This window comes from Gilliamella sp. wkB178 (assembly GCF_001690705.1).
GTDB lineage: Bacteria > Pseudomonadota > Gammaproteobacteria > Enterobacterales > Orbaceae > Gilliamella > Gilliamella apicola_K.
Window position 1 is genome coordinate 1 of the sequence record NZ_LZGK01000005.1, and the last position, 20,054, is coordinate 20,054.

Consider the following 20,054-nt stretch of genomic DNA (forward strand, 5'->3'; position numbering starts at 1 on the left):
TCATACACGCGGCATGGCTGCATCAGGGTTTCCCCCATTGTGCAATATTCCCCACTGCTGCCTCCCGTAGGAGTCTGGACCGTGTCTCAGTTCCAGTGTGGCTGGTCATCCTCTCAGACCAGCTAGAGATCGTCGCCTTGGTGAGCCTTTACCCCACCAACTAGCTAATCCCATATGGGTTCATCAAATGGCACATGGCCCGAAGGTCCCATGCTTTGGTTTCTCAACTTTATGAGGTATTAGCAGTCGTTTCCAACTGTTGTCCCTCGCCATTCGGCAGATCCCCATACATTACTCACCCGTCCGCCACTCGTCATCAAGTGCAAGCACTCATGTTACCGTTCGACTTGCATGTGTTAAGCCTGCCGCCAGCGTTCAATCTGAGCCATGATCAAACTCTTCAATTCAAAGTTTGATGCTCAATAACTGTCTCTGACATATTCAAATGAATCTTCAGTGTCACTTATCAAGACTTGATTTTTTTAAGTCCGTAGACTTTAATTTTTTCGTCTCGTAAGTGCCCACACAGATTGTCTGTTTCTTAATTTTTAAAGAGCTGACAGCTTCTTTTACTTTAACTTCCTTCAACCTCTCGGCTGATTCAGTTTGCTGTCTCAAGGGCTGCGTATACTACGCCACACCTTCTTATTCGTCAAGATCTTTTTTCTAAAATTTCGATCTTCTTCACTAACTCACCACTGTCTGATTACTCATGACTGCGTGTCAGTGGATGCGCATTATAGGGGCTTATAAATTTACTGCAAGGGTTTATTGCGTTTTTATTGCTGTTTGCGTTTTTTTTCAGCTATTGAGAATATTGTTCGTATTAATATTTCAATGAAAAATCCATAGATATTTATTTTAATACAATATGTTACTATTTTTAATATTTAATTCACTTTTTAATCTTGAATAGCAATTGATATCCTCGTATTATCAATTATAAATTTATTAAAAAAGCAAAATATGGAGAAAACAATGAAAAGTTATATAATCTTACTAAGCATATTTTGCACATTTTCTATTTATGCTGACGAAATGACATTCCGTTGCCCAGAGGTTGTATATATTGATTCTGTAGTATTAGAAAATAACCAAACTTTACCTTTTAATGTAGAGGTCAATGAATTCATGAAACCCAAAATTCATCTTATTGGTGTTAGTCTATATAATAATAATCAATCTATAAAAGCTGATGTAAATGACGGTAGCAATTATTTATGGAAAGAACTAAATAGTTACCATCAAGGTTTGAATGAGTGGATTTATTTTGTATGTAGGTATGAAAATAACGTTCAATTGAGCAAAAAAGCTATTTATGTTTCTGAATGTAATGCACATATAATGCCATCTAGTGATAAAAAATATTTAAAAACTGCAGAATTTAAATGTGAATAATTTATATTAACGATAACCACCAATAAGATATTTAGCATTACCTTTAAAAATAAATTTTATTAAATTTGCAATAATAATGCTCATTAATAACGTTAATACAAGAAAACTAATCGCTCCTATTGAAGCCAATAATCCATTATCTGTTTCTATTATATACCCTATATGGAAATTAAAGAGTTGTTGCTCTAATGTCAGGACAATTATTTCATGAATAAAATAAATAGGAAAACTAATATTAGCCATATATGAAAAAAAATTATATATTTTTCCATCATTTTCTTTATTATTTAAACCATCTAAAAAATAAAGCGCTAATATAAACAAAATAATTTTCTGTAAAGTATCTAGATAAAGATTTTCAATACCTAAATGGCTTACATAGCGATAAGTAAAAGGTACAAAAAAACATAAACCAAAGAAAAGAATAAACAGAATTAGATTATCTTTTACCGCTTTCATAATCAATTCATAATTTTGTCTTATCATCATTCCAATCAAATATACAGGTCCATAATGCAATAAGTTTAAAAAGGGCTGTGTATAATCAGGTTTGGTAAATATTACTATCCAAAACATAGCCATTAAACCGGCGATAATTAAATTCTTTTTAGACCAATAATAAAGTAATGGTCCAATTAAATAGACAATAATAATCATCGGCATAAACCACAATGGTAACAATTGAGTGCCCGTCAACATCATTTTAGTTATAGTACTAATAATACTAGGCTCTGTTGGTGAATACCAAGGTAAATCCGATAAATATTGATAATGAAAAAAAAGAAAACAAAAAATAGATACTGAAATATAAGGGCATACCACTGTCTTAAATTTAGAAAGGTAATATGTTTTAGTATTAAATTTATAAGTTAGATGTTGAAATAGAAAACCCGCAATTAACACAAAAAAAGTGGTGAAATTAAAGGCAAACAAATTCAAAAAAGAGAACAAATAACTATTCACAATTAAATTAGTATTTTTAAATACGCCCAAGCAGTGACTAAAAACAATCATAATAATCGCTACACCACGTAATACATGAATTGATTGAATTTTCTGAGTTTTTTGATTTGCCATTTTTGACATTTAAAAACAATAACTATAAATTGGCATACATTATCATATATTCAGTCGCTTATGACTAACATTTACAAAATAATATATGAATATAAATTTTAAAATTTATGCATATAAAGAAACAATAAATAACTTATTTAACTAATTTTTTAACTGCAAATGAACATAATGGAATAATTTCCCTATTTTCTTGTTGTAATGTCTTAACAACTAGGTTTAACAATTTATCTGCGATTCCTTGTCCCCGATAATTAGGATCAATATAAGTATGATCAATTGTTGCTTTATTTTCGCCTATGCGAGTAAATGTCATTTCTGCTATTTCTTGATTATCTTTACTAACATAAAATCGGTTACTAGCTTCTAAATAAAGTAATGACATAATTTTGCATTTCCTAAAATTAATTTATTATGAAATTTATTTTCACCTTATTAGTATAAAAATAGTTATATAAAAAGGTAGCGCCTTATTTAGTTCAAAAATAGCTAAAAATAAAACTAATGATAAAAAAATAAGGTGAATATTTAAGAACGCAAGTTAATTATTCACCTATTGTTTTTCATTTCAAGTTACTACTATTCTAAAAAATAAGTTAAAATAAACGTTTAGCAGTATTGTATAGATCTACATCAAAAGGACGTTTCATGTTATTAATTGCTTCCAAAATATCATGATGAACTAATTTACCATTTTGAACACCAACACTTCTACCGGCATGGCCTTCTAATAATAATTCAACAGCATAAGCTCCCATTCTTGAGCCTAAAATACGGTCATAAGGAACAGGAGAACCACCTCGTTGCACATGCCCTAAAACTGTTGCGCGAGTTTCATGATGAACTGCCGCCTCAATATCTTCTGCGAGTTGATTCACATCACACATATGTTCAGTTACAGTAACAATTGCATGCTTTTTGCCTCTAGCAAAACCTTGTTTAATTTCTTCAATTAAATCTTCTTTAGTATATGCAACTTCCGGTATAATCATAAACTCACAACCACCAGCTACCGAAGCATTTAGAGTTAAATCACCGCAATCACGTCCCATAATCTCAATAACCGAGATACGATGATGAGAAGAACAGGTATCACGTAATTTATCTATGGCTTCAACCGCCGTACTAAGAGCAGTAAAATAACCAATCGTATAATCAGTACCGCGAATATCATTATCAATGGTACCAGGTAGACCTATACAAGGAAAACCTTCTTCAGTTAACCGCATTGCTCCCATATAAGAACCATCTCCACCAATAACAACTAATGCATCAATTTGATGTTTTTTTAAGTTTTCAATCCCTCTTTCACGAACAGATTTATCTTTAAATTCCGGGAATCTTGCTGAACCTAAAAACGTCCCGCCTCGAGTTATAATATCTGACACACTATAACGATCTAATTTAGAAATTCGGTTTTCACACAATCCCAAATAACCATCATAAATACCGAAGACATCTATTTTTTCCGTTAATGCAGTTCGCACAACACCACGAATAGCTGCATTCATACCTGGTGCATCACCACCACTAGTCAAAATTCCTATTTTTTTTATCATATAAAATAACTCCAAATAATTAGCTCTTGGATTATTATAGATTCTTAAAAGATAACTAACAATAGACGATAAAAGCTATTTTTGTTGATTTTTAGCATACATTAATTCACTAGGTACAACTGAAAGCGGATCTTGATGAATGATAACTACGGCAGGCGAAAATTCTTTAGAAATCAGTTTTTCAATAGAATCAGCAATAGCATGTGCTTTAATTAAAGGCATATTATCATCAAGTTCAATATGTAATTGAATAAATTTTACTGGCCCCGCCTGTCTGGTTTTTAAATCATGAAAACCATGTACCTCAGGGAATAAAGCTACAATATTGGCCATTTTCATGTTATCACCATCAGGTAAAGCCCTATCAAGCAAATCTTGAATGGCATTATAAGCAATTTTATAAGCATTATAAAAAATAAATAAAGCAATAAAAAAAGCAAATGCAGCATCAGCAAAGATAATACCATACCAACTTAAACATAATGCGAATATAACGGCTATATTCATAAACATATCGGAAGAATAGTGAAGCATGTCAGCCTGAATAGCTTTACTATGAGTGATTGTTATGACATATTTTTGATATATAACTAAAATACAGGTAATAACAGCAGAAATAACTGATACGATAATACCTAATAAAGGTAATTGAATATCTGTAGGATGAATTATAGACTTGATACTCGATAACAATAAAATAGTAGCAGAACCAATTATAAAAGTACTTTGCGCTAATGCAGCTAGTGATTCTGCTTTTCCATGACCAAAAGTATGATCATCGTCTGCTGGTTTAAGAGCATAGCGGACTAAAAAGAAATTAAGCCCTGAAGCTAATAAATCAATACTAGAATCGAGAAGAGAAGCAAACAAACTCATTGAACCTGTCAACCAACAGGTAATAAGCTTAATAATAATTAAAAAAATAGAGACTAAAACAGCACCTAATGTCGCTCTTTTAACCGACTTTTCGTACAAATAGGAATTTGACATTTGGTACCTATTGATAACAGTCTATACCTGTTGGCAGAATTAATTGTTGAGCTACTTCAGATGCCGTTACTCGACCTAATAAAACTTCTATAATTTTTAAAGCAAAATCAATTGAAGTTGCCGGACCTTGGCTAGTAATAATCTTATTTTTTTCATCAAAATAAACTCGATCATCTTTCCACAATTTAATTGCATCTTTGGTTGAAGGATAGCCTGTCATATAAGCTTGAGGAAATAAATTGTTATATTGCAAAACCATTGCCGGTGAAGCACAAATTGCAGCAACAATATTACCTTTTTCGTGAGTCTGTTTCAATTTATCAATTAATGCAGAACAATCTCGAAAATTTTCCGCCCCTGTTACTCCACCAGGTAAAATTACTACATCATAGTCAATGTTTTTAACTTGTGACAAAGTTTTTTGAGCTAAAATAGTCACACCGCGTGAACATTCAATCTCACGGCTATCTGAAATACTAGCATTCGTAACTTTAACTCCGGCACGCGTTAATAAATCCATTGTTGTAACCGCTTCAGTTTCTTCACAACCATTTGCTAAAAATACCAATGCATGTTTTGTCATTATTACGCTCCTTTATAGGCCAAAATTTTACACAAGTTTTTGGTATTGAAATGAAATCACTTCGTTCTTTCTATATTAGCACCTAACTTTCTGAGTTTTTCCTCTATGTTGTCATAGCCTCGATCAATATGATAAATACGTTCAACTATCGTTGAACCATCAGCAATACAACCAGCTAAAACTAAACTAGCCGAAGCGCGTAAATCTGTTGCCATCACTTGTGCGCCACTTAGTTTATCGACACCATGGGTAATTAATGTATTACCTTCAATTTCTGCTCTTGCTCCCATGCGAATTAACTCTGGTACATGCATAAATCGATTTTCAAAAATTGTTTCTTTGATAATTCCAGTACCTTCGGCGACTATATTCAACAGTGAAAATTGTGCTTGCATATCAGTAGGGAAACCTGGATGTGGTGCGGTATGAATATTAACGGCTTTTAACCTTTTGCCTTGCATATCTAAACTAATCCAATCTTCACCAATTTCGATACTGGCACCAGCTTCTTTCAATTTAGATAAAACAGCATCTAACAAATCAGGATCTGTTTTTCGGCAAGTAATTTTACCTTTTGATATTGCAGCAGCAACTAAAAAAGTCCCTGTTTCAATACGATCGGCAACAATTTTGTGGACGCCTCCTTTTAACCTTTCTACACCTTCGATTTCAATACGAACTGTACCTGCACCACTAATTTTTGCACCTAACATATTTAAGAATTTTGCTGTATCAACAATTTCTGGTTCACATGCGGCATTCTCAATTACGGTCTTACCTTCTGCTAAAGTTGCTGCCGACATAATAGTTACAGTTGCGCCTACACTAACTTTATCCATTACAATATGAGCCGCTTTTAATCGTCCATCTACAGAAGCTTTGACATAACCTTCATCAAGAGTGATAGTTGCACCTAATTGCTGTAACCCGCTAATATGCAAATCAACAGGTCTGGCACCGATTGCACAACCACCAGGTAATGAAACTTGACCTTGGCCAAAGCGAGCGACTAGTGGACCTAAAGCCCAAATCGATGCCCGCATTGTTTTGACAAGTTCATAAGGAGCACAGTAATTATTAAGATGACTAGCATCGAGATAAACAGAACCATTTCGTTGACATTTCACACCTAACTGACTTAATAACTCCATAGTAGTATCAATATCGCGTAACTTGGGAACATTTTGTATTTCAACGGGTTCTTCAGCTAAAATTGCTGCAAATAAAATTGGTAATGCGGCGTTTTTAGCACCAGAAATAATCACTTCACCATTTAGTGAAGTAGGACCTGTAACATGAAACCTTTCCATTATTAACTCTTATACATGATAAATGTTGTGTATTATAAAAGCTATTTACTCAGAGATAAATCAATTTAATAAAATATATCTTTATATTCCTTTTAGATAGGATTGAATTTATAATTATGAATTTACTTTAGTAAAATAAGTTATATTAAAACCACTATTGCAAGCTTCATCGCATAAAGATGATAATATTAGTTTAAACCAATCATTGACTTGCACAGGTTAGCGCCTTATAGTAATTCAGATGATGAGTTATTAACCACTGATTGGGAAATTATATAAATTCTAAGAACAGATAACATATGAATTTAATTTGGATTATTTAACTTAAAAAGAGAAAAATATGTTTGATTCAATCGCTAAAGCAGGAAAATACCTTGGTCAAGCAGCTAAACTTATGGTTGGCATCCCTGACTATGACACTTATGTTCAACATATTAAACTCACTCACCCAGAACAAACACCTATGACGTATGAAGAATTTTTTAAAGAACGTCAAGATTCTCGTTATGGTGGTAAAGGTGGGTTTAAGTGTTGTTAAAAATGGGAGTATAAATGATAGAACAGGTATCATTATCGTTATTACCCGTCACTCTACTAACTGGCTTCCTAGGTTCCGGAAAAACTACATTAATTAATTATTTACTTGAAAATAATCGTAATGAAAAAATCATTATTATTGAAAATGAATTTGGACCAGTTAACGTCGATAGTAATTTATTAAATGTCAGCAGTGATATTCAAATTGTTGAAATGACCAATGGTTGCATTTGTTGTACTGTACAAGGTGAACTTACTGACGCATTGCATAAATTACATTCACAAAGAATAAGCGGCGAATTACAATTCGATCGGTTGATAATTGAAACAACAGGGCTTGCCGATCCTGCGCCTATTATTCAGACATTTTTTATTGATGATTTAATTCGTGAAACAATTCAACTTGATGCAATTATTACCTTAGTTGATGCTCAACATATTTTACATCATTTAGATGAACATCGCGTAGCTGCCTCACAAATTGGTTTTGCTGATCGCATTATTTTAACCAAAAGCGATTGTGTCGATAAACAACAAAAAACGGAAGTACTTAATCGCATCCATAAAATTAATAATAAAGCAGTTATTTTTGAAGCTATTAATGGTCAAATTCCTAAATCACAATGGTTAGATATTCATGCCTTTGCTTTAAGCGACGAACTCGCGATCAATAAAGGATTTTTTGTAATCAATCCTTCTCAAAAACTGGAAACCAACTTCAAGCCTTTTCCATTACAGAAACGTGCTAAATCATGGAATGATAATATCTGTTCTTATTTATTTGAAGCTGGTGAACTAGATATCAAAAAAATAGGTGTCTTTATGGATGCCTTAGTGGAACAATATGGAAATGATATGTTACGGTATAAAGGTGTACTTGCGATCAAAAACAATCCGCAACGTTTAATAGTTCAAGGTGTACATAAAGTTGTTGGCTTTGATTATGGTTCGCCATGGCAAAAACCTTCCGAAAAAATCTCTCGACTAGTTGTTATTAGTCGTACATTACCATTTGATGAGTTAAATCAGTTATTTTTGGAAACTATTGCAGAGTAAAGTGTTATGATTATTTTACTCATAAAAAAATAGATTTAATTGTACAAAGATGTATTTTTATATTTAGACATATGACAGTGATGAAAGACATTTATAAAGTCAAATAACTTGCATATTACTATCTAATAGCCACATATGTTTTAATTTGATAACATAAACAATCCTTGAAAGTTATCATCTTAATGACAAATAATATATGGATTACGATATTGCAATTATTGGTCTTGGTCCGGCAGGCAGTACTTTAGCACGCCTACTTAACCCATCTTTTAAAGTTATTGCTTTAGATAAAAAACAACAATCAGGTAATGAAGGCTTTCGTAAACCTTGTGGTGGATTATTAGCAAATGATGCACAAAGAGCTTTTATACGCCAACAGATAAATTTACCGACTGATATTTTAACTAATCCACAAATTTTTAGTGTTAAAACCCTTGATCTGCAAACAAATATAGTCCGTAATTATCAGCGTAGTTATGTAAACTTTGATCGACACAAATTTGATCTTTGGTTAAAATCACTAATACCTTCAAATGTAACAGTCTACCATAATACCTTATGCAAAGAAGTTAGGCGTATTATTGATGGTTATCAAATTACCTATGTTAGTAATGATAACGTTGAACACAAGGTTACAGCTAAATATGTGGTAGGTGCCGATGGAGCCAATTCTATTGTAAGGAGAATGCGTTATCCTAATCATAGTATTAGGCAATATGTTGCTATTCAACAATGGTTTAGCGAAAAACATCCTATTCCTTTTTATTCTTGTATTTTTGATAATAAATTAACCAATTGCTATGCTTGGAGTATATCCAAAGATGGTTATTTTATTTTTGGTGGCGCTTTTCCAAAAAAAAATGCTAATCAACATTTCGAATTATTTAAACAAAAGCTAACTAAACAAGGTTTTATTTTTGGTACTCCTCTAAAAACTGAAAAATGCCTAGTGGTTTATCCAAACCGCTTACGTGATTTTTATACTGGTAATGAAAATATATTCTTAATTGGTGAAGCTGCTGGATTTATTAGTGCTAGTTCTTTAGAAGGAATTAGTTATGCACTTGATAGTGCAGAAATATTAGCTACTATTTTAAATAGTGGTCATCCAAAACCGAATAAAAATTATTATCAAAGAACTATTCCATTACGTTTAAAACTCTATAGCAAAATTGTTAAAGCCAAAATTATAACTACACCATTATGGCGCCAATTGATTATGAGAAGTAAATTTCAGCACATAAAAACTAATTAAGCACTACAGAACTAATATCAATAAAGACTTAGGTTTGATCAATAATTGGTTATTGCATATCCGAGATTTATAGTTTCGCTATAGTTGGTTAGTTTGCGAATTTCCTTCTCTCACGCGTATGGACATTTTATGTGAGTTAAATGTTATTGAACAAGTTTATAACTTAGGTCATTCAACTATTATTCAGTCTGCATGGCAACGGGGTTAAAAAGTTAATCTATATGGATGGGTTTATGGTATAAATAACGGGAAAATTACTGATCTACATATTAGCTCATTAAATAGTGAAAATCTTGAAATCAATTACCGTGAAGCAATTTCATATCTATTAAACCAACATTAACTGTTAATACCATAAAATTAGATTATTTAAAACGATAAATAACTTGATTACTACTACCTCTCCAAAGTAATTTAGGATCAGCTAATTCCTGAACAAACTTGCCATCAATTAGCACGTCAATATACGATACAACTTCTTGTTGTTCTGTAGATAGTTCATCAAGTTTATAGCCAGTCCAAAGCCAAATATCTTTGTTTGTACATTCTGTTTTAACTCGTTTGACCAGTTCTAGAATGGTTGGCACATTTTGTGGATGTAGCGGATCACCGCCAGAGAGGGTTAATCCCTGACGTTTTATCTCGGTATCTTGCAGATCTTTAATAATTTGATCTTCTAGAGCTTGTGTAAATGGCGAACCAGAATTTAATCCCCATGTACTTTTATTGTAACAACCACGGCATTGGTGTACACAACCGGCAACAAAAAGTACACAGCGAGTCCCTTCGCCATTAACAACATCAACAGGATAATAACGATGATAATTCATAACTCATTTATTATTAACCGATTTGACCATTATTTAAATGTTTGACTCGGCGTTTAACTTCTTCTTGTTTACCAGCATTAAATGGGCGAGCATCAGGACTACCTAAATAACCACAGACTCGGCGAGTAACTGAAACTTTAGATGAATCATGATTACCGCAACTTGGGCAAACAAAACCTTTACTGGTGCATGAGAATTCACCAGTGTAACCACATTCATAACACTCATCAATTGGAGTATTAGTGCCATAATAAGGGACTCGAGTATAACTGTAATCCCACACATCCTCTAACGCTTTAACATTATTGATCATGTTTGGATATTCGCCATAACAAATAAATCCACCACTCGCAATAGCAGGATACGGTTTTTCAAACTCAATTTTTTCGTATGGATTTACTTTTTTCTCAACATCTAAATGGAAACTATTGGTATAGTAACCTTTATCTGTAACACCAGGAATTATGCCAAATTCAGCAGTATCCAAACGACAGAATCGGTCACATAAGTTTTCACTTGGTGTGCTATATAAACTAAATCCGTAGCCAGTTTCATCTTTCCACTGTTCAACAGCTTTATGTAAACGTTCAACAATAGCCACACCTTTCTCACGTAAAGTGTCACTATCAAATGGATGGGTTTTATTACCATAAAGTGCATTTAAGGTTTCGTGAATACCTATATAACCTAAAGAAATTGAGGCGCGACCATTTTTAAATATTTCCGATACACTATCATCTTCTTTAAGTCGAACACCACAAGCTCCTTCCATATATAGAATAGGAGCAACACGAGCTTTAACACCATCTAAACGAGCTATGCGAGTCATCAAAGCCTTTTTGCATAAATCTAAACGTTCATCTAATAATTCCCAAAAACGAGTTTCATCCCCGTGCGCTTCAATGGCAATACGTGGCAAGTTTAAGCTAATCACACCTAAATTATTACGACCATCATGGATTTGCTTTCCATCTTCTTCATATACTCCTAAAAAGCTACGGCACCCCATTGGCGTTTTAAATGATCCTGTAACTTCTACGACTTTGTCATAATTTAAAATATCTGGATACATACGTTTACTTGCACATTCTAAAGCAAGCTGTTTAATATCATAATTAGTATCTTCAGGTTTATGATTGATGCCATCTTTGATCGCAAATACCAATTTAGGGAAAACTGCAGTTTTATGATTTTTACCAAGACCTTTAAGACGAATTTTTAAAATTGATTCTTGTATTAAACGTGATTCCCAGCTGGTACCCAATCCAAAACCAAAAGTAACAAATGGTGTTTGCCCATTAGCAGTATGTAACGTATTGACTTCATATTCAAGAGATTGAAATGCATCATAACACTCTTTCTGAGTACGACTTTCTGCATAAGCTTCTGGATTGGCAATTTGCCATTCTTCAGCAACTTGTTTATGCTTCTGATAACTAATAGTTACAAATTTTGCTAAAATTTCATCAATACGATTTATAGTGGTGCCACCATAAATATGGCTAGCAACTTGAGCTATAATCTGTGCAGTTACAGCGGTGGCGGTAGCAATAGATTTTGGAGGTTCAATTTCAGCATTTCCCATTTTGAAACCATTTGTCAACATACCGTCTAAATCAATTAACATGCAGTTAAACATCGGGAAAAATGGCGCATAATCTAAGTCATGATAATGGATCTCTCCACAATCATGAGCTCGAGAAATTTCTTTAGGTAGTATATATTGTTTAGCATAGTGTTTAGCAACAATACCTGCGAGTAAATCACGCTGAGTTGGGATCACTTTACTGTCTTTATTAGCATTTTCATTAAGAATCGCAACATTACTTTGTTCAATTAGTCCACGAATATCTTGGTTTAATCGACTACGTTCTTCTCGAGCACGATCTCGATCATGTCGATATTCAATATATTTTCTTGCTAACTTCTTATAAGGACCTGACATTAATTGATTTTCAACAGCATTTTGGATCTCATTAATGTCTACACTCTCACGTTCAGACATTTGATTAGTGACTACACGGGCAACCGCTGCACAATAATCAGAATCATTAACATTCGCGGCTACCGCCGCTTTAACTATGGCATCTCTGATTCGTGTCTCATTAAATGCAGTTTGACAACCATCACGTTTAATTACTACAGGCATAACCACTCCTTAACATTCATTCTTAATTACCTCATAATAGAGGTTTTTATAGCAACATTAATATTCCTGTTATAATTTAAACAACTATTTTTATCAGAATATTATTCTCTTTTTTAATATAGACAGAGACTTTACATTACTTAAAGAACACTATATATAGTGAATTTATAGTGATTATACACTGTATATTGTGTTTTGCTAGATTTTTTAATAAATAAATTATTTGACAGCTAATAGGCTAATAATTACAAGTATTTCTTAAAAAGAATCAACTTTGGTGATTAATTAAGATATGAAATTAAATAGAGTACAAGAACTATCTTGCACTCTTATTAATTATTGAAAAGCAGAGATTATCGACTATAAGATTACGGTTTAATACTCAACCAATCGGTATGGAATGTACCTTCCTTGTCAATACGCCTATAAGTATGAGCCCCAAAATAATCTCTCTGTGCTTGAATTAAATTGGCAGGTAATACTGCTGAACGATAACTATCGTAATAAGCAATTGCAGCTGATAAGGTTGGAACAGCAATCCCTTGTTGCACAGCTAAACAAACCACATCACGTAAAGATTGTTGGTAAGCTTCGACCATTTGCTTAAAATAAGGAGTTAATAACAAATTATCAATGTTATGGTTACCTACATAAGCATCGGTAATTTTTTGTAAGAATTGTGCCCGGATAATGCAACCAGCTCTAAAAATTTTAGCTATTTCACCATAATTCAAATGCCAATTATATTGTTCAGACGCTGCCTTTAATTGAGCAAAACCTTGTGCATATGAGATAATTTTACTCATATATAGAGCTTTACGTACTTTCTCAATTAATTCTTTCTTATCCCCTGAATAATTACTTGATTTTGGTCCTTTTAACACTTTTGCAGCGACGACGCGTTGATCTTTAATCGCAGAAATATAACGTGCAAATACTGATTCAGTAATTAATGACAAAGGTTCACCCAAGTCTAAAGCACTTTGGCTTGTCCATTTACCGGTACCTTTATTACCTGCGGCATCTAAAATCATATCAATTAAGTAATTGCCTGTTTCATCTTTATATTTAAAGATATCTGCAGTAATTTCAATTAAATAGCTATCCAACTCGCCTTTATTCCACTCAGTAAAAACGTTAGCAAGTTCTTCATTAGTTAAACCTACCACATGTTTTAAAACAGAGTAACTTTCTGCAATAAGTTGCATATCACCATATTCAATGCCGTTATGTGCCATTTTGACATAATGACCAGCACCATCAGGACCAATATAAGTAACACAGGGTTCACCATTATATGTCGCCGCAATTTTTTCCAAAATAGGAGCAACTAAATTATAGGCCTCTTTTTGACCACCAGGCATAATTGAAGGACCTTTCAATGCTCCCTCTTCACCACCAGAAACACCTGCACCTATAAAATTAAAACCTTCATCAGAAAGCAACTTATTTCGACGAATTGTATCCTCGAAGTAAGCATTACCACCGTCAATAATAATATCACCTTTATCTAATAATGGGCGTAACTCATCAATCACTGCATCAGTGCCTTTACCTGCTTGCACCATGATAAGTATCCGCCGTGGCTTTGCCAAAGAATTGACAAAATCTTCAATTGTAAAATAAGGAACCAACTGTTTATCAGAATGTTCGGCCATTACTTCTTCTGTTTTTTCTTTAGAACGGTTATAAATAGAAACAGAAAATCCTCGACTTTCAATATTAAGTGCTAGATTTCGCCCCATAACCGCCATTCCAATAACACCGATTTGTTGTTTAGACATGATTTGGCTCCTTTAATTAATCGCATATAACCTTAATAATAAGGTGTTAACAACAACCTAAATAAATTCAGTACAAATAATACTCATATATTTTGCCATAAAAAAACCGTATCAATAAATACGGCTTTCTTTAGCTACTTTATCATAATTACAACTATCATGAACGCTTCATCATTTCGAAAAACTCGTCATTAGTTTTCGTCATGGCAAGTTTATCAATTAGGAATTCCATTGCATCAATTTCACCCATAGGGTTGAGAATTTTACGTAAAATCCACATTTTTTGTAATTCATCTGGCGAAGTCATTAAATCTTCTTTACGAGTACCAGAGCGATTAAAATCAATCGCAGGAAATACCCGACGTTCAGCAATTTTACGCGATAAATGGACTTCCATATTACCCGTACCTTTGAACTCTTCGTAAATAACTTCATCCATTTTGGAACCTGTATCAATAAGAGCCGTTGCAATAATGGTTAAACTACCACCTTCTTCTACATTACGTGCGGCCCCAAAAAAACGTTTTGGACGATGCAAGGCATTAGCATCCACACCACCAGTCAATACTTTACCGGATGAAGGAACAACAGTATTATATGCTCTAGCTAAACGTGTAATTGAATCTAATAAAATAATCACATCTTTTTTATGCTCAACCAGACGTTTGGCGCGTTCAATAACCATCTCCGCAACTTGAACATGCCTTGCTGCAGGCTCATCAAATGTTGAGGCTACGACTTCACCTTTAACTAACCGCTGCATTTCGGTTACTTCTTCTGGACGTTCATCAATCATTAATACAACTAATTCACATTCAGGATGATTTACCGCTAAACTTTGAGCTATATTTTGTAGTAACATAGTTTTACCAGCTTTAGGCGGGGCTACAATCAAACCGCGTTGACCTTTACCGATTGGAGAAGCCAAATCAAGCACTCTCGCAGTAATGTCTTCAGTCGAACCATTACCACGTTCCATACGTAAGCGAGAATTAGGATGAAGGGGAGTTAAGTTTTCAAATAGGATTTTATTGCGGGCATCTTCAGGTTTATCATGATTTACTTCATTAACTTTCAGTAAAGCAAAATAACGCTCACCTTCTTTTGGCGGTCGGATTTTACCAGCTATAGTATCACCCGTTCTTAAATTAAATCGCCGAATTTGACTTGGCGATACATAAATATCATCTGGTCCAGCTAAATAAGAACTATCCGCTGAACGTAAAAATCCAAATCCATCTTGCAAAATTTCCAGAACACCATCACCAAAAATATCTTCACCACTTTTAGCATGTTGTTTAAGGATCGCAAAAATAATGTCTTGTTTTCTAAGGCGGGCTAGATTTTCAAGCCCCATCTTTTTTTCACCAAGCGTTACCAACTCGGAAACAGAAGTGTTTTTTAATTCAGTTAAATTCATAATTTTAAAAAATTCTTGAGGATAAAATTGATATGTTTACAGCTAATGCTTGTTTTGTATATTTGTTTCATTTATTTATTAAATTTCACTCTTTCTGACAACTAAATGTTATTGTTTATGAAACTGTCAATGATATTAAATGTCTGAAAATAGAATTTTTTATCACTTTATCAAGAACAACAATGAATGGCAGAAAGGCTTTTTCGTAAGAAAGTTGCAATGTACACTAAAAATAGAATAATGTCTACACTTAATTAAGTATGTTTTTAGCTCAATAATGTTTAGCTATTCTGTGGTCATTAAGAGTAATCCACAAGGCATTACTCTTAAAATTTTGTAGCAATATAGATATAGCTATTAAGCTATTATAAATGGGCTTCTATAAAGTTTTTAAGTTGTAGTTTAGACAAGGCACCGACTTGAGTTGCAACTACTTGACCATTTTTAAAAATCAACAAGGTAGGAATTCCACGAATACCAAACTTAGGTGACACATTCGGATTTTCTTCAACATTTAATTTAGCAAATATAATTTTATCACTATATTCTTGAGCTATTTCTTCTAAAATTGGCGCTACCATTTTACAAGGACCACACCATTCTGCCCAAAAATCAACTAATACCGGTTTGGTCGGATCATTGATAGTTTTATCGAAATTTGCCTCTGAAAGTGAAATAATATTTTTACTCATTGAGTTTATCTCCAAATTTAAATTTGTGCTAATCTTAAGAAATTTTATATTTTTTTACTAGCGATTAATACAATAGGACATAATTATTAGTGATGTTGAGGTTCCTAATATGTTATAATCAAAAAACTTTGATAATTATACTTGAAACCACTATGATTCAATCATATCTAACCCAAACAACTTTTAGTCAGTTCCCTTTGCACCCTTTAGTCTTAAAAGCATTAGAAAAACAAGGTTTTATAAATTGTACTCCGATTCAAGAAAAGACATTACCTTTAACCAGTAAAGGTATTGATATTGCCGGACAAGGGCAAACAGGAACAGGCAAAACAATTGCGTTTTTGGCATCAACTTTTAATTATTTATTGAATCATGCGCCATTACCTGAACATAAAACCAACCAACCACGAGCTATCATTATTGCACCAACCCGTGAATTGGTGGTACAAATATTCCATGATGCTGAAGCACTATCGTCAGAAACTGGCATTAAACTAGGATTGGCCTTTGGTGGTGATGGTTATGACAAACAATTAAAAATGTTAGCTGCAGGTGTAGATATTTTAATTGCAACAACTGGCAGATTAATTGATTACGCTAAACAAAATTATATCAATCTAGATGCCATCCAAGTAGCAGTATTAGACGAAGCTGATCGCATGTTTGACTTAGGGTTTATACGTGATGTTCGTTGGATTTTTAAACATATAACACCGCCACAACAACGTTTAACCATGTTATTTTCAGCTACGCTTACTCATAGTGTTCGTGAACTAGCCTTTGAACATATGAATAATCCGCAGTATGTTGAAGTAGAGCCTGAACAAAAAATTGGCCATCGAATCAAAGAAGAACTATTTTTCCCATCAAATGAGGATAAATTAGCCTTATTGCAAACTTTAATTGAAGAAGAGTGGCCTGAACGGTGTATTGTATTTGCCAATACTAAAGTTGCATGCGAAAAAATTTGGCGCCATCTAGTTGCAGATGGTCACCGTGTTGGCTTACTAACAGGTGATATTGCTCAGAAAAAACGGTTAGCTATTTTACAACAGTTTACAAGAGGTGATCTTGATATTTTAGTTGCTACTGATGTTGCCGCTCGTGGCTTACATATTCCTAATGTTACTCATGTATTTAATTATGATCTTCCTGATGATTGTGATGATTATAGGCATCGCATAGGCCGCACTGGCCGTGCCGGAGCCGAGGGTAACTCCATTTCATTGGCTTGCGAACGTTATTCACAAAATCTACCTGCAATTGAAAAAGCTATTGAACATTCCATTCCAGTTAGCCAATATGATCCATCGGCATTATTAGTTAATTTACCGACACCTAAGGTATTCAATAAAAGAGCACCTCGTCGACGCCCAACCTAAAAGAAAATAACTGGCATATTATAAAAATATAATAGATAACTAAAACCCCATTTGACAATGGAATAAATATATGCAGATAGTCACTATTTTATAATGATGCTATAACTAATATGATACTTTCAATATCAGTTAGTTATGCCTTTTTAGACATATCTTCAAGAAAGCATCGATAATTCAATTTTATTTCATCTTTTGTTGATTGAGATAGTGATGCAACGTGCCGCCGGTGTAATGAAGCATATAAAATAAATAAAATATTAATTGAAATGCCTGCTTTTTTAGTTTTTATTCTATGGTAAGCTTCAAGATAACCGATTTCATAAAATATTGGTATATTTATAATACCAACACTAAATAATAATCTTTCTAGCGATAATGTCATACTGGGCAATTCTTTTATGCGTTGTTCCTTAATTTTGTTTTTTTCTTTTTGTTCATATTCTGCGCATTCAATTACCATTTTTACAATAGTATGTAATTTTTTACGATCATGAAATAATTCATCACTAACTTTATAATAATCAAGTAATTTAGTTGAAATACCTGCTGGTAAACTTAATGGTTGCATACCTGACTCAATAAATAGGGAACGATAATTTGAATGACCTCTTAAATAAAGGTCGCCTTTTCCAATCCAACCAAACATTATTTCTCTACTACTAATACTAAAACCTCCAAAAAAAGTTTTAATTGAGATTTCACCTAACCAAGAAAACTCATCTCGTATTTTATCTGTCAATTTTATATTCATAATTTACCTCATTCCATTTATTGTTTTAAATAACATAAATCACTTACTTTTAATTTAAAACTATAGTATTTTTTCGAATACTCAACCTGTTTTTGCCTTAGATTCATCATTATGAGATCTACCTTCCATAAATGAATATTAATAATATTATTACTTGCTAAAATAATTTTTTACGAGATAGTGTTATACTGGAGGAATATAATAAAACGAATTAAATAATTCTTTAACATTGTTATTCACTTGCAATAATTATACAATCACAGGCAATTAATTAATAAGATTCACTTTTATCCGATAAAATCACATGGCAAAAAAAATTGTTATTTTATTTTTACTACTTAGTTCATTTGTTGCATCTGCTGATAAACCACCGCTTCTTGAATCTTTAGCGTCTTGTAATCCTAATTTCTTTAAACAACTCTATGAAAATAAAGATGAATTAATTAAACATGCTGAAATAAAAATTTTTGATAAAGATCAATCGTATATACCTGTTCCTAATCGCGGAGATAGCACTAAAAACTACGTTTATTTTTCTACTCCTATTATGTACAAAGATTTAGTTATAAAAGGATATTACGATAGTGCGATGGATCTTCATAAAATTGGTAAATATTATTTTTGGGGATTTATCATTGATAATGATATCAAACAAATTAAAAACACATTAAATTTCTTAGATTGGAAGGAAATGGAAGATAATTTACTTTATATAGCTAATCCAATGATTCGCCACATTAGTGATAATGTTCAAACTTGGCATCATAATACAGGTACTGTTGTTGGTGTAAAAACCATTCCAGCACCAGATACTACTGAAAAATTATTATTACTGGAAAAAAGCGAAAATATGACGCTATTCATTTGTTCAATTCAAGGTGTGGTTACGCCTGAGTTATTAAAACAAGAACGACCCGATATCCAGTAAATTAAATCGCCGATTCATCCATTTCACCAGTACGAATACGTATTACCTGCTCAACGTTATAAACAAAAATTTTACCATCACCAATTTTGCCTGTTTGTGCAGTTTTCATAATTGTTTCAATACACATTTCTAAAATATCATCTGAAACAACAAGCTCAATTTTTACTTTAGGTAAAAAATCCACCATATATTCAGCACCACGATAAAGTTCAGTGTGACCTTTCTGGCGTCCAAATCCCTTGACCTCTGTCACCGTCATACCAGTAATACCTTGGTCTGCCAACGCTTCTCGAATATCATCAAGTTTAAATGGTTTAATAATAGCTTCTACTTTTTTCATATCTATTTTCCTTTAA

The 20,054-nt window shown here is 33.0% G+C and carries 19 protein-coding genes, 1 rRNA gene and 1 pseudogene; 7 read left to right on the top strand and 14 right to left on the bottom strand.

Annotated elements, in window-relative coordinates; all coding sequences use genetic code 11:
• Positions 1-407, bottom strand: a 16S ribosomal RNA gene (locus A9G13_RS01115); the annotation flags it as partial.
• A 571-nt stretch (positions 408-978) separates the two neighbouring features.
• On the opposite strand from A9G13_RS01115, the gene A9G13_RS01120 reads away from it, so the two are divergent.
• A complete protein-coding gene (locus tag A9G13_RS01120) occupies positions 979-1,398 on the top strand; it encodes an STY0301 family protein (protein WP_065555796.1) in 420 nt (139 codons plus the stop codon).
• 6 nt (positions 1,399-1,404) lie between these two features.
• On the opposite strand, the gene A9G13_RS01125 is transcribed toward A9G13_RS01120, so the two are convergent.
• From A9G13_RS01125 to murA, 6 genes are all read right to left on the bottom strand, one after another.
• Complete coding sequence (locus tag A9G13_RS01125; RefSeq protein WP_176701932.1) at positions 1,405-2,475, bottom strand: acyltransferase; 1,071 nt, start codon at positions 2,473-2,475, stop codon at positions 1,405-1,407.
• 133 nt (positions 2,476-2,608) lie between these two features.
• Positions 2,609-2,857, bottom strand: a complete 249-nt coding sequence (locus A9G13_RS01130) for a GNAT family N-acetyltransferase (protein WP_065555798.1) — start codon at positions 2,855-2,857, stop codon at positions 2,609-2,611.
• 211 nt (positions 2,858-3,068) lie between these two features.
• Positions 3,069-4,031, bottom strand: coding sequence for a 6-phosphofructokinase (pfkA, locus tag A9G13_RS01135; protein WP_065555799.1), 963 nt, complete (start codon positions 4,029-4,031; stop codon positions 3,069-3,071).
• Positions 4,032-4,106: 75 nt separating this feature from the next.
• Positions 4,107-5,021 (bottom strand): cation diffusion facilitator family transporter, encoded by a 915-nt coding sequence (locus A9G13_RS01140; RefSeq protein WP_065555800.1) that lies wholly within the window; start codon positions 5,019-5,021, stop codon positions 4,107-4,109.
• Positions 5,022-5,028: 7 nt separating this feature from the next.
• Positions 5,029-5,604: a DJ-1 family glyoxalase III gene (locus A9G13_RS01145; protein WP_065555801.1), complete on the bottom strand. Its 576-nt coding sequence runs from the start codon at positions 5,602-5,604 to the stop codon at positions 5,029-5,031.
• A gap of 56 nt (positions 5,605-5,660) precedes the next feature.
• On the bottom strand, positions 5,661-6,914 hold the full coding sequence (gene murA, locus A9G13_RS01150; RefSeq protein ID WP_065555802.1) for a UDP-N-acetylglucosamine 1-carboxyvinyltransferase: 1,254 nt from the start codon (positions 6,912-6,914) through the stop codon (positions 5,661-5,663).
• Positions 6,915-7,254: 340 nt separating this feature from the next.
• Here murA and A9G13_RS01155 point away from each other — a divergent pair, with 340 nt between their 5' ends.
• From A9G13_RS01155 to A9G13_RS11290, 4 genes and pseudogenes are all read left to right on the top strand, one after another.
• The gene (locus A9G13_RS01155; RefSeq protein WP_065555803.1) at positions 7,255-7,452 is read left to right on the top strand and encodes a YbdD/YjiX family protein; all 198 of its coding nucleotides are present in this window, start codon (positions 7,255-7,257) and stop codon (positions 7,450-7,452) included.
• 14 nt (positions 7,453-7,466) lie between these two features.
• Positions 7,467-8,507 (top strand): CobW family GTP-binding protein, encoded by a 1,041-nt coding sequence (locus tag A9G13_RS01160; protein WP_065555804.1) that lies wholly within the window; start codon positions 7,467-7,469, stop codon positions 8,505-8,507.
• Between the two features lie 196 nt (positions 8,508-8,703).
• Positions 8,704-9,762: an FAD-binding protein gene (locus A9G13_RS01165; protein ID WP_065555805.1), complete on the top strand. Its 1,059-nt coding sequence runs from the start codon at positions 8,704-8,706 to the stop codon at positions 9,760-9,762.
• Positions 9,763-9,781: 19 nt separating this feature from the next.
• A pseudogene (locus tag A9G13_RS11290) lies at positions 9,782-10,105 on the top strand (carbonic anhydrase); the annotation flags it as partial.
• Positions 10,106-10,127: 22 nt separating this feature from the next.
• On the opposite strand, the gene nrdG reads toward A9G13_RS11290, so the two are convergent.
• The 5 genes from nrdG to trxA all read right to left on the bottom strand — a co-directional run bounded on the left by nrdG (position 10,128) and on the right by trxA (position 16,637).
• Entirely contained in the window at positions 10,128-10,592 is a 465-nt protein-coding gene (gene nrdG / locus A9G13_RS01170) for an anaerobic ribonucleoside-triphosphate reductase-activating protein (protein WP_065555806.1), read from the bottom strand.
• Positions 10,593-10,605: 13 nt separating this feature from the next.
• Entirely contained in the window at positions 10,606-12,741 is a 2,136-nt protein-coding gene (gene nrdD, locus A9G13_RS01175) for an anaerobic ribonucleoside-triphosphate reductase (RefSeq protein WP_065555807.1), read from the bottom strand.
• A 368-nt stretch (positions 12,742-13,109) separates the two neighbouring features.
• Positions 13,110-14,525: an NADP-dependent phosphogluconate dehydrogenase gene (gene gndA, locus A9G13_RS01180; protein WP_065555808.1), complete on the bottom strand. Its 1,416-nt coding sequence runs from the start codon at positions 14,523-14,525 to the stop codon at positions 13,110-13,112.
• A gap of 157 nt (positions 14,526-14,682) precedes the next feature.
• Complete coding sequence (rho, locus tag A9G13_RS01185) at positions 14,683-15,945, bottom strand: transcription termination factor Rho (protein ID WP_065555809.1); 1,263 nt, start codon at positions 15,943-15,945, stop codon at positions 14,683-14,685.
• A 365-nt stretch (positions 15,946-16,310) separates the two neighbouring features.
• Positions 16,311-16,637, bottom strand: a complete 327-nt coding sequence (trxA, locus tag A9G13_RS01190) for a thioredoxin TrxA (protein ID WP_065555810.1) — start codon at positions 16,635-16,637, stop codon at positions 16,311-16,313.
• A gap of 152 nt (positions 16,638-16,789) precedes the next feature.
• On the opposite strand from trxA, the gene rhlB reads away from it, so the two are divergent.
• Entirely contained in the window at positions 16,790-18,019 is a 1,230-nt protein-coding gene (rhlB, locus tag A9G13_RS01195) for an ATP-dependent RNA helicase RhlB (RefSeq protein ID WP_065555845.1), read from the top strand.
• A 133-nt stretch (positions 18,020-18,152) separates the two neighbouring features.
• On the opposite strand, the gene A9G13_RS01200 is transcribed toward rhlB, so the two are convergent.
• Positions 18,153-18,770 carry a TfoX/Sxy family protein gene (locus A9G13_RS01200; protein WP_065555811.1) on the bottom strand — a complete coding sequence of 206 codons (618 nt, stop codon included), beginning with the start codon at positions 18,768-18,770 and terminating at the stop codon, positions 18,153-18,155.
• A gap of 304 nt (positions 18,771-19,074) precedes the next feature.
• Here A9G13_RS01200 and A9G13_RS01205 point away from each other — a divergent pair, with 304 nt between their 5' ends.
• On the top strand, positions 19,075-19,698 hold the full coding sequence (locus tag A9G13_RS01205; RefSeq protein WP_065555812.1) for a hypothetical protein: 624 nt from the start codon (positions 19,075-19,077) through the stop codon (positions 19,696-19,698).
• 1 nt (position 19,699) lies between these two features.
• Here the strand turns inward: A9G13_RS01205 and glnB are convergent, their stop codons facing one another.
• Positions 19,700-20,038 (bottom strand): nitrogen regulatory protein P-II, encoded by a 339-nt coding sequence (gene glnB, locus A9G13_RS01210; RefSeq protein ID WP_065555813.1) that lies wholly within the window; start codon positions 20,036-20,038, stop codon positions 19,700-19,702.
• Between the last annotated feature and the right edge of the window lie 16 nt (positions 20,039-20,054).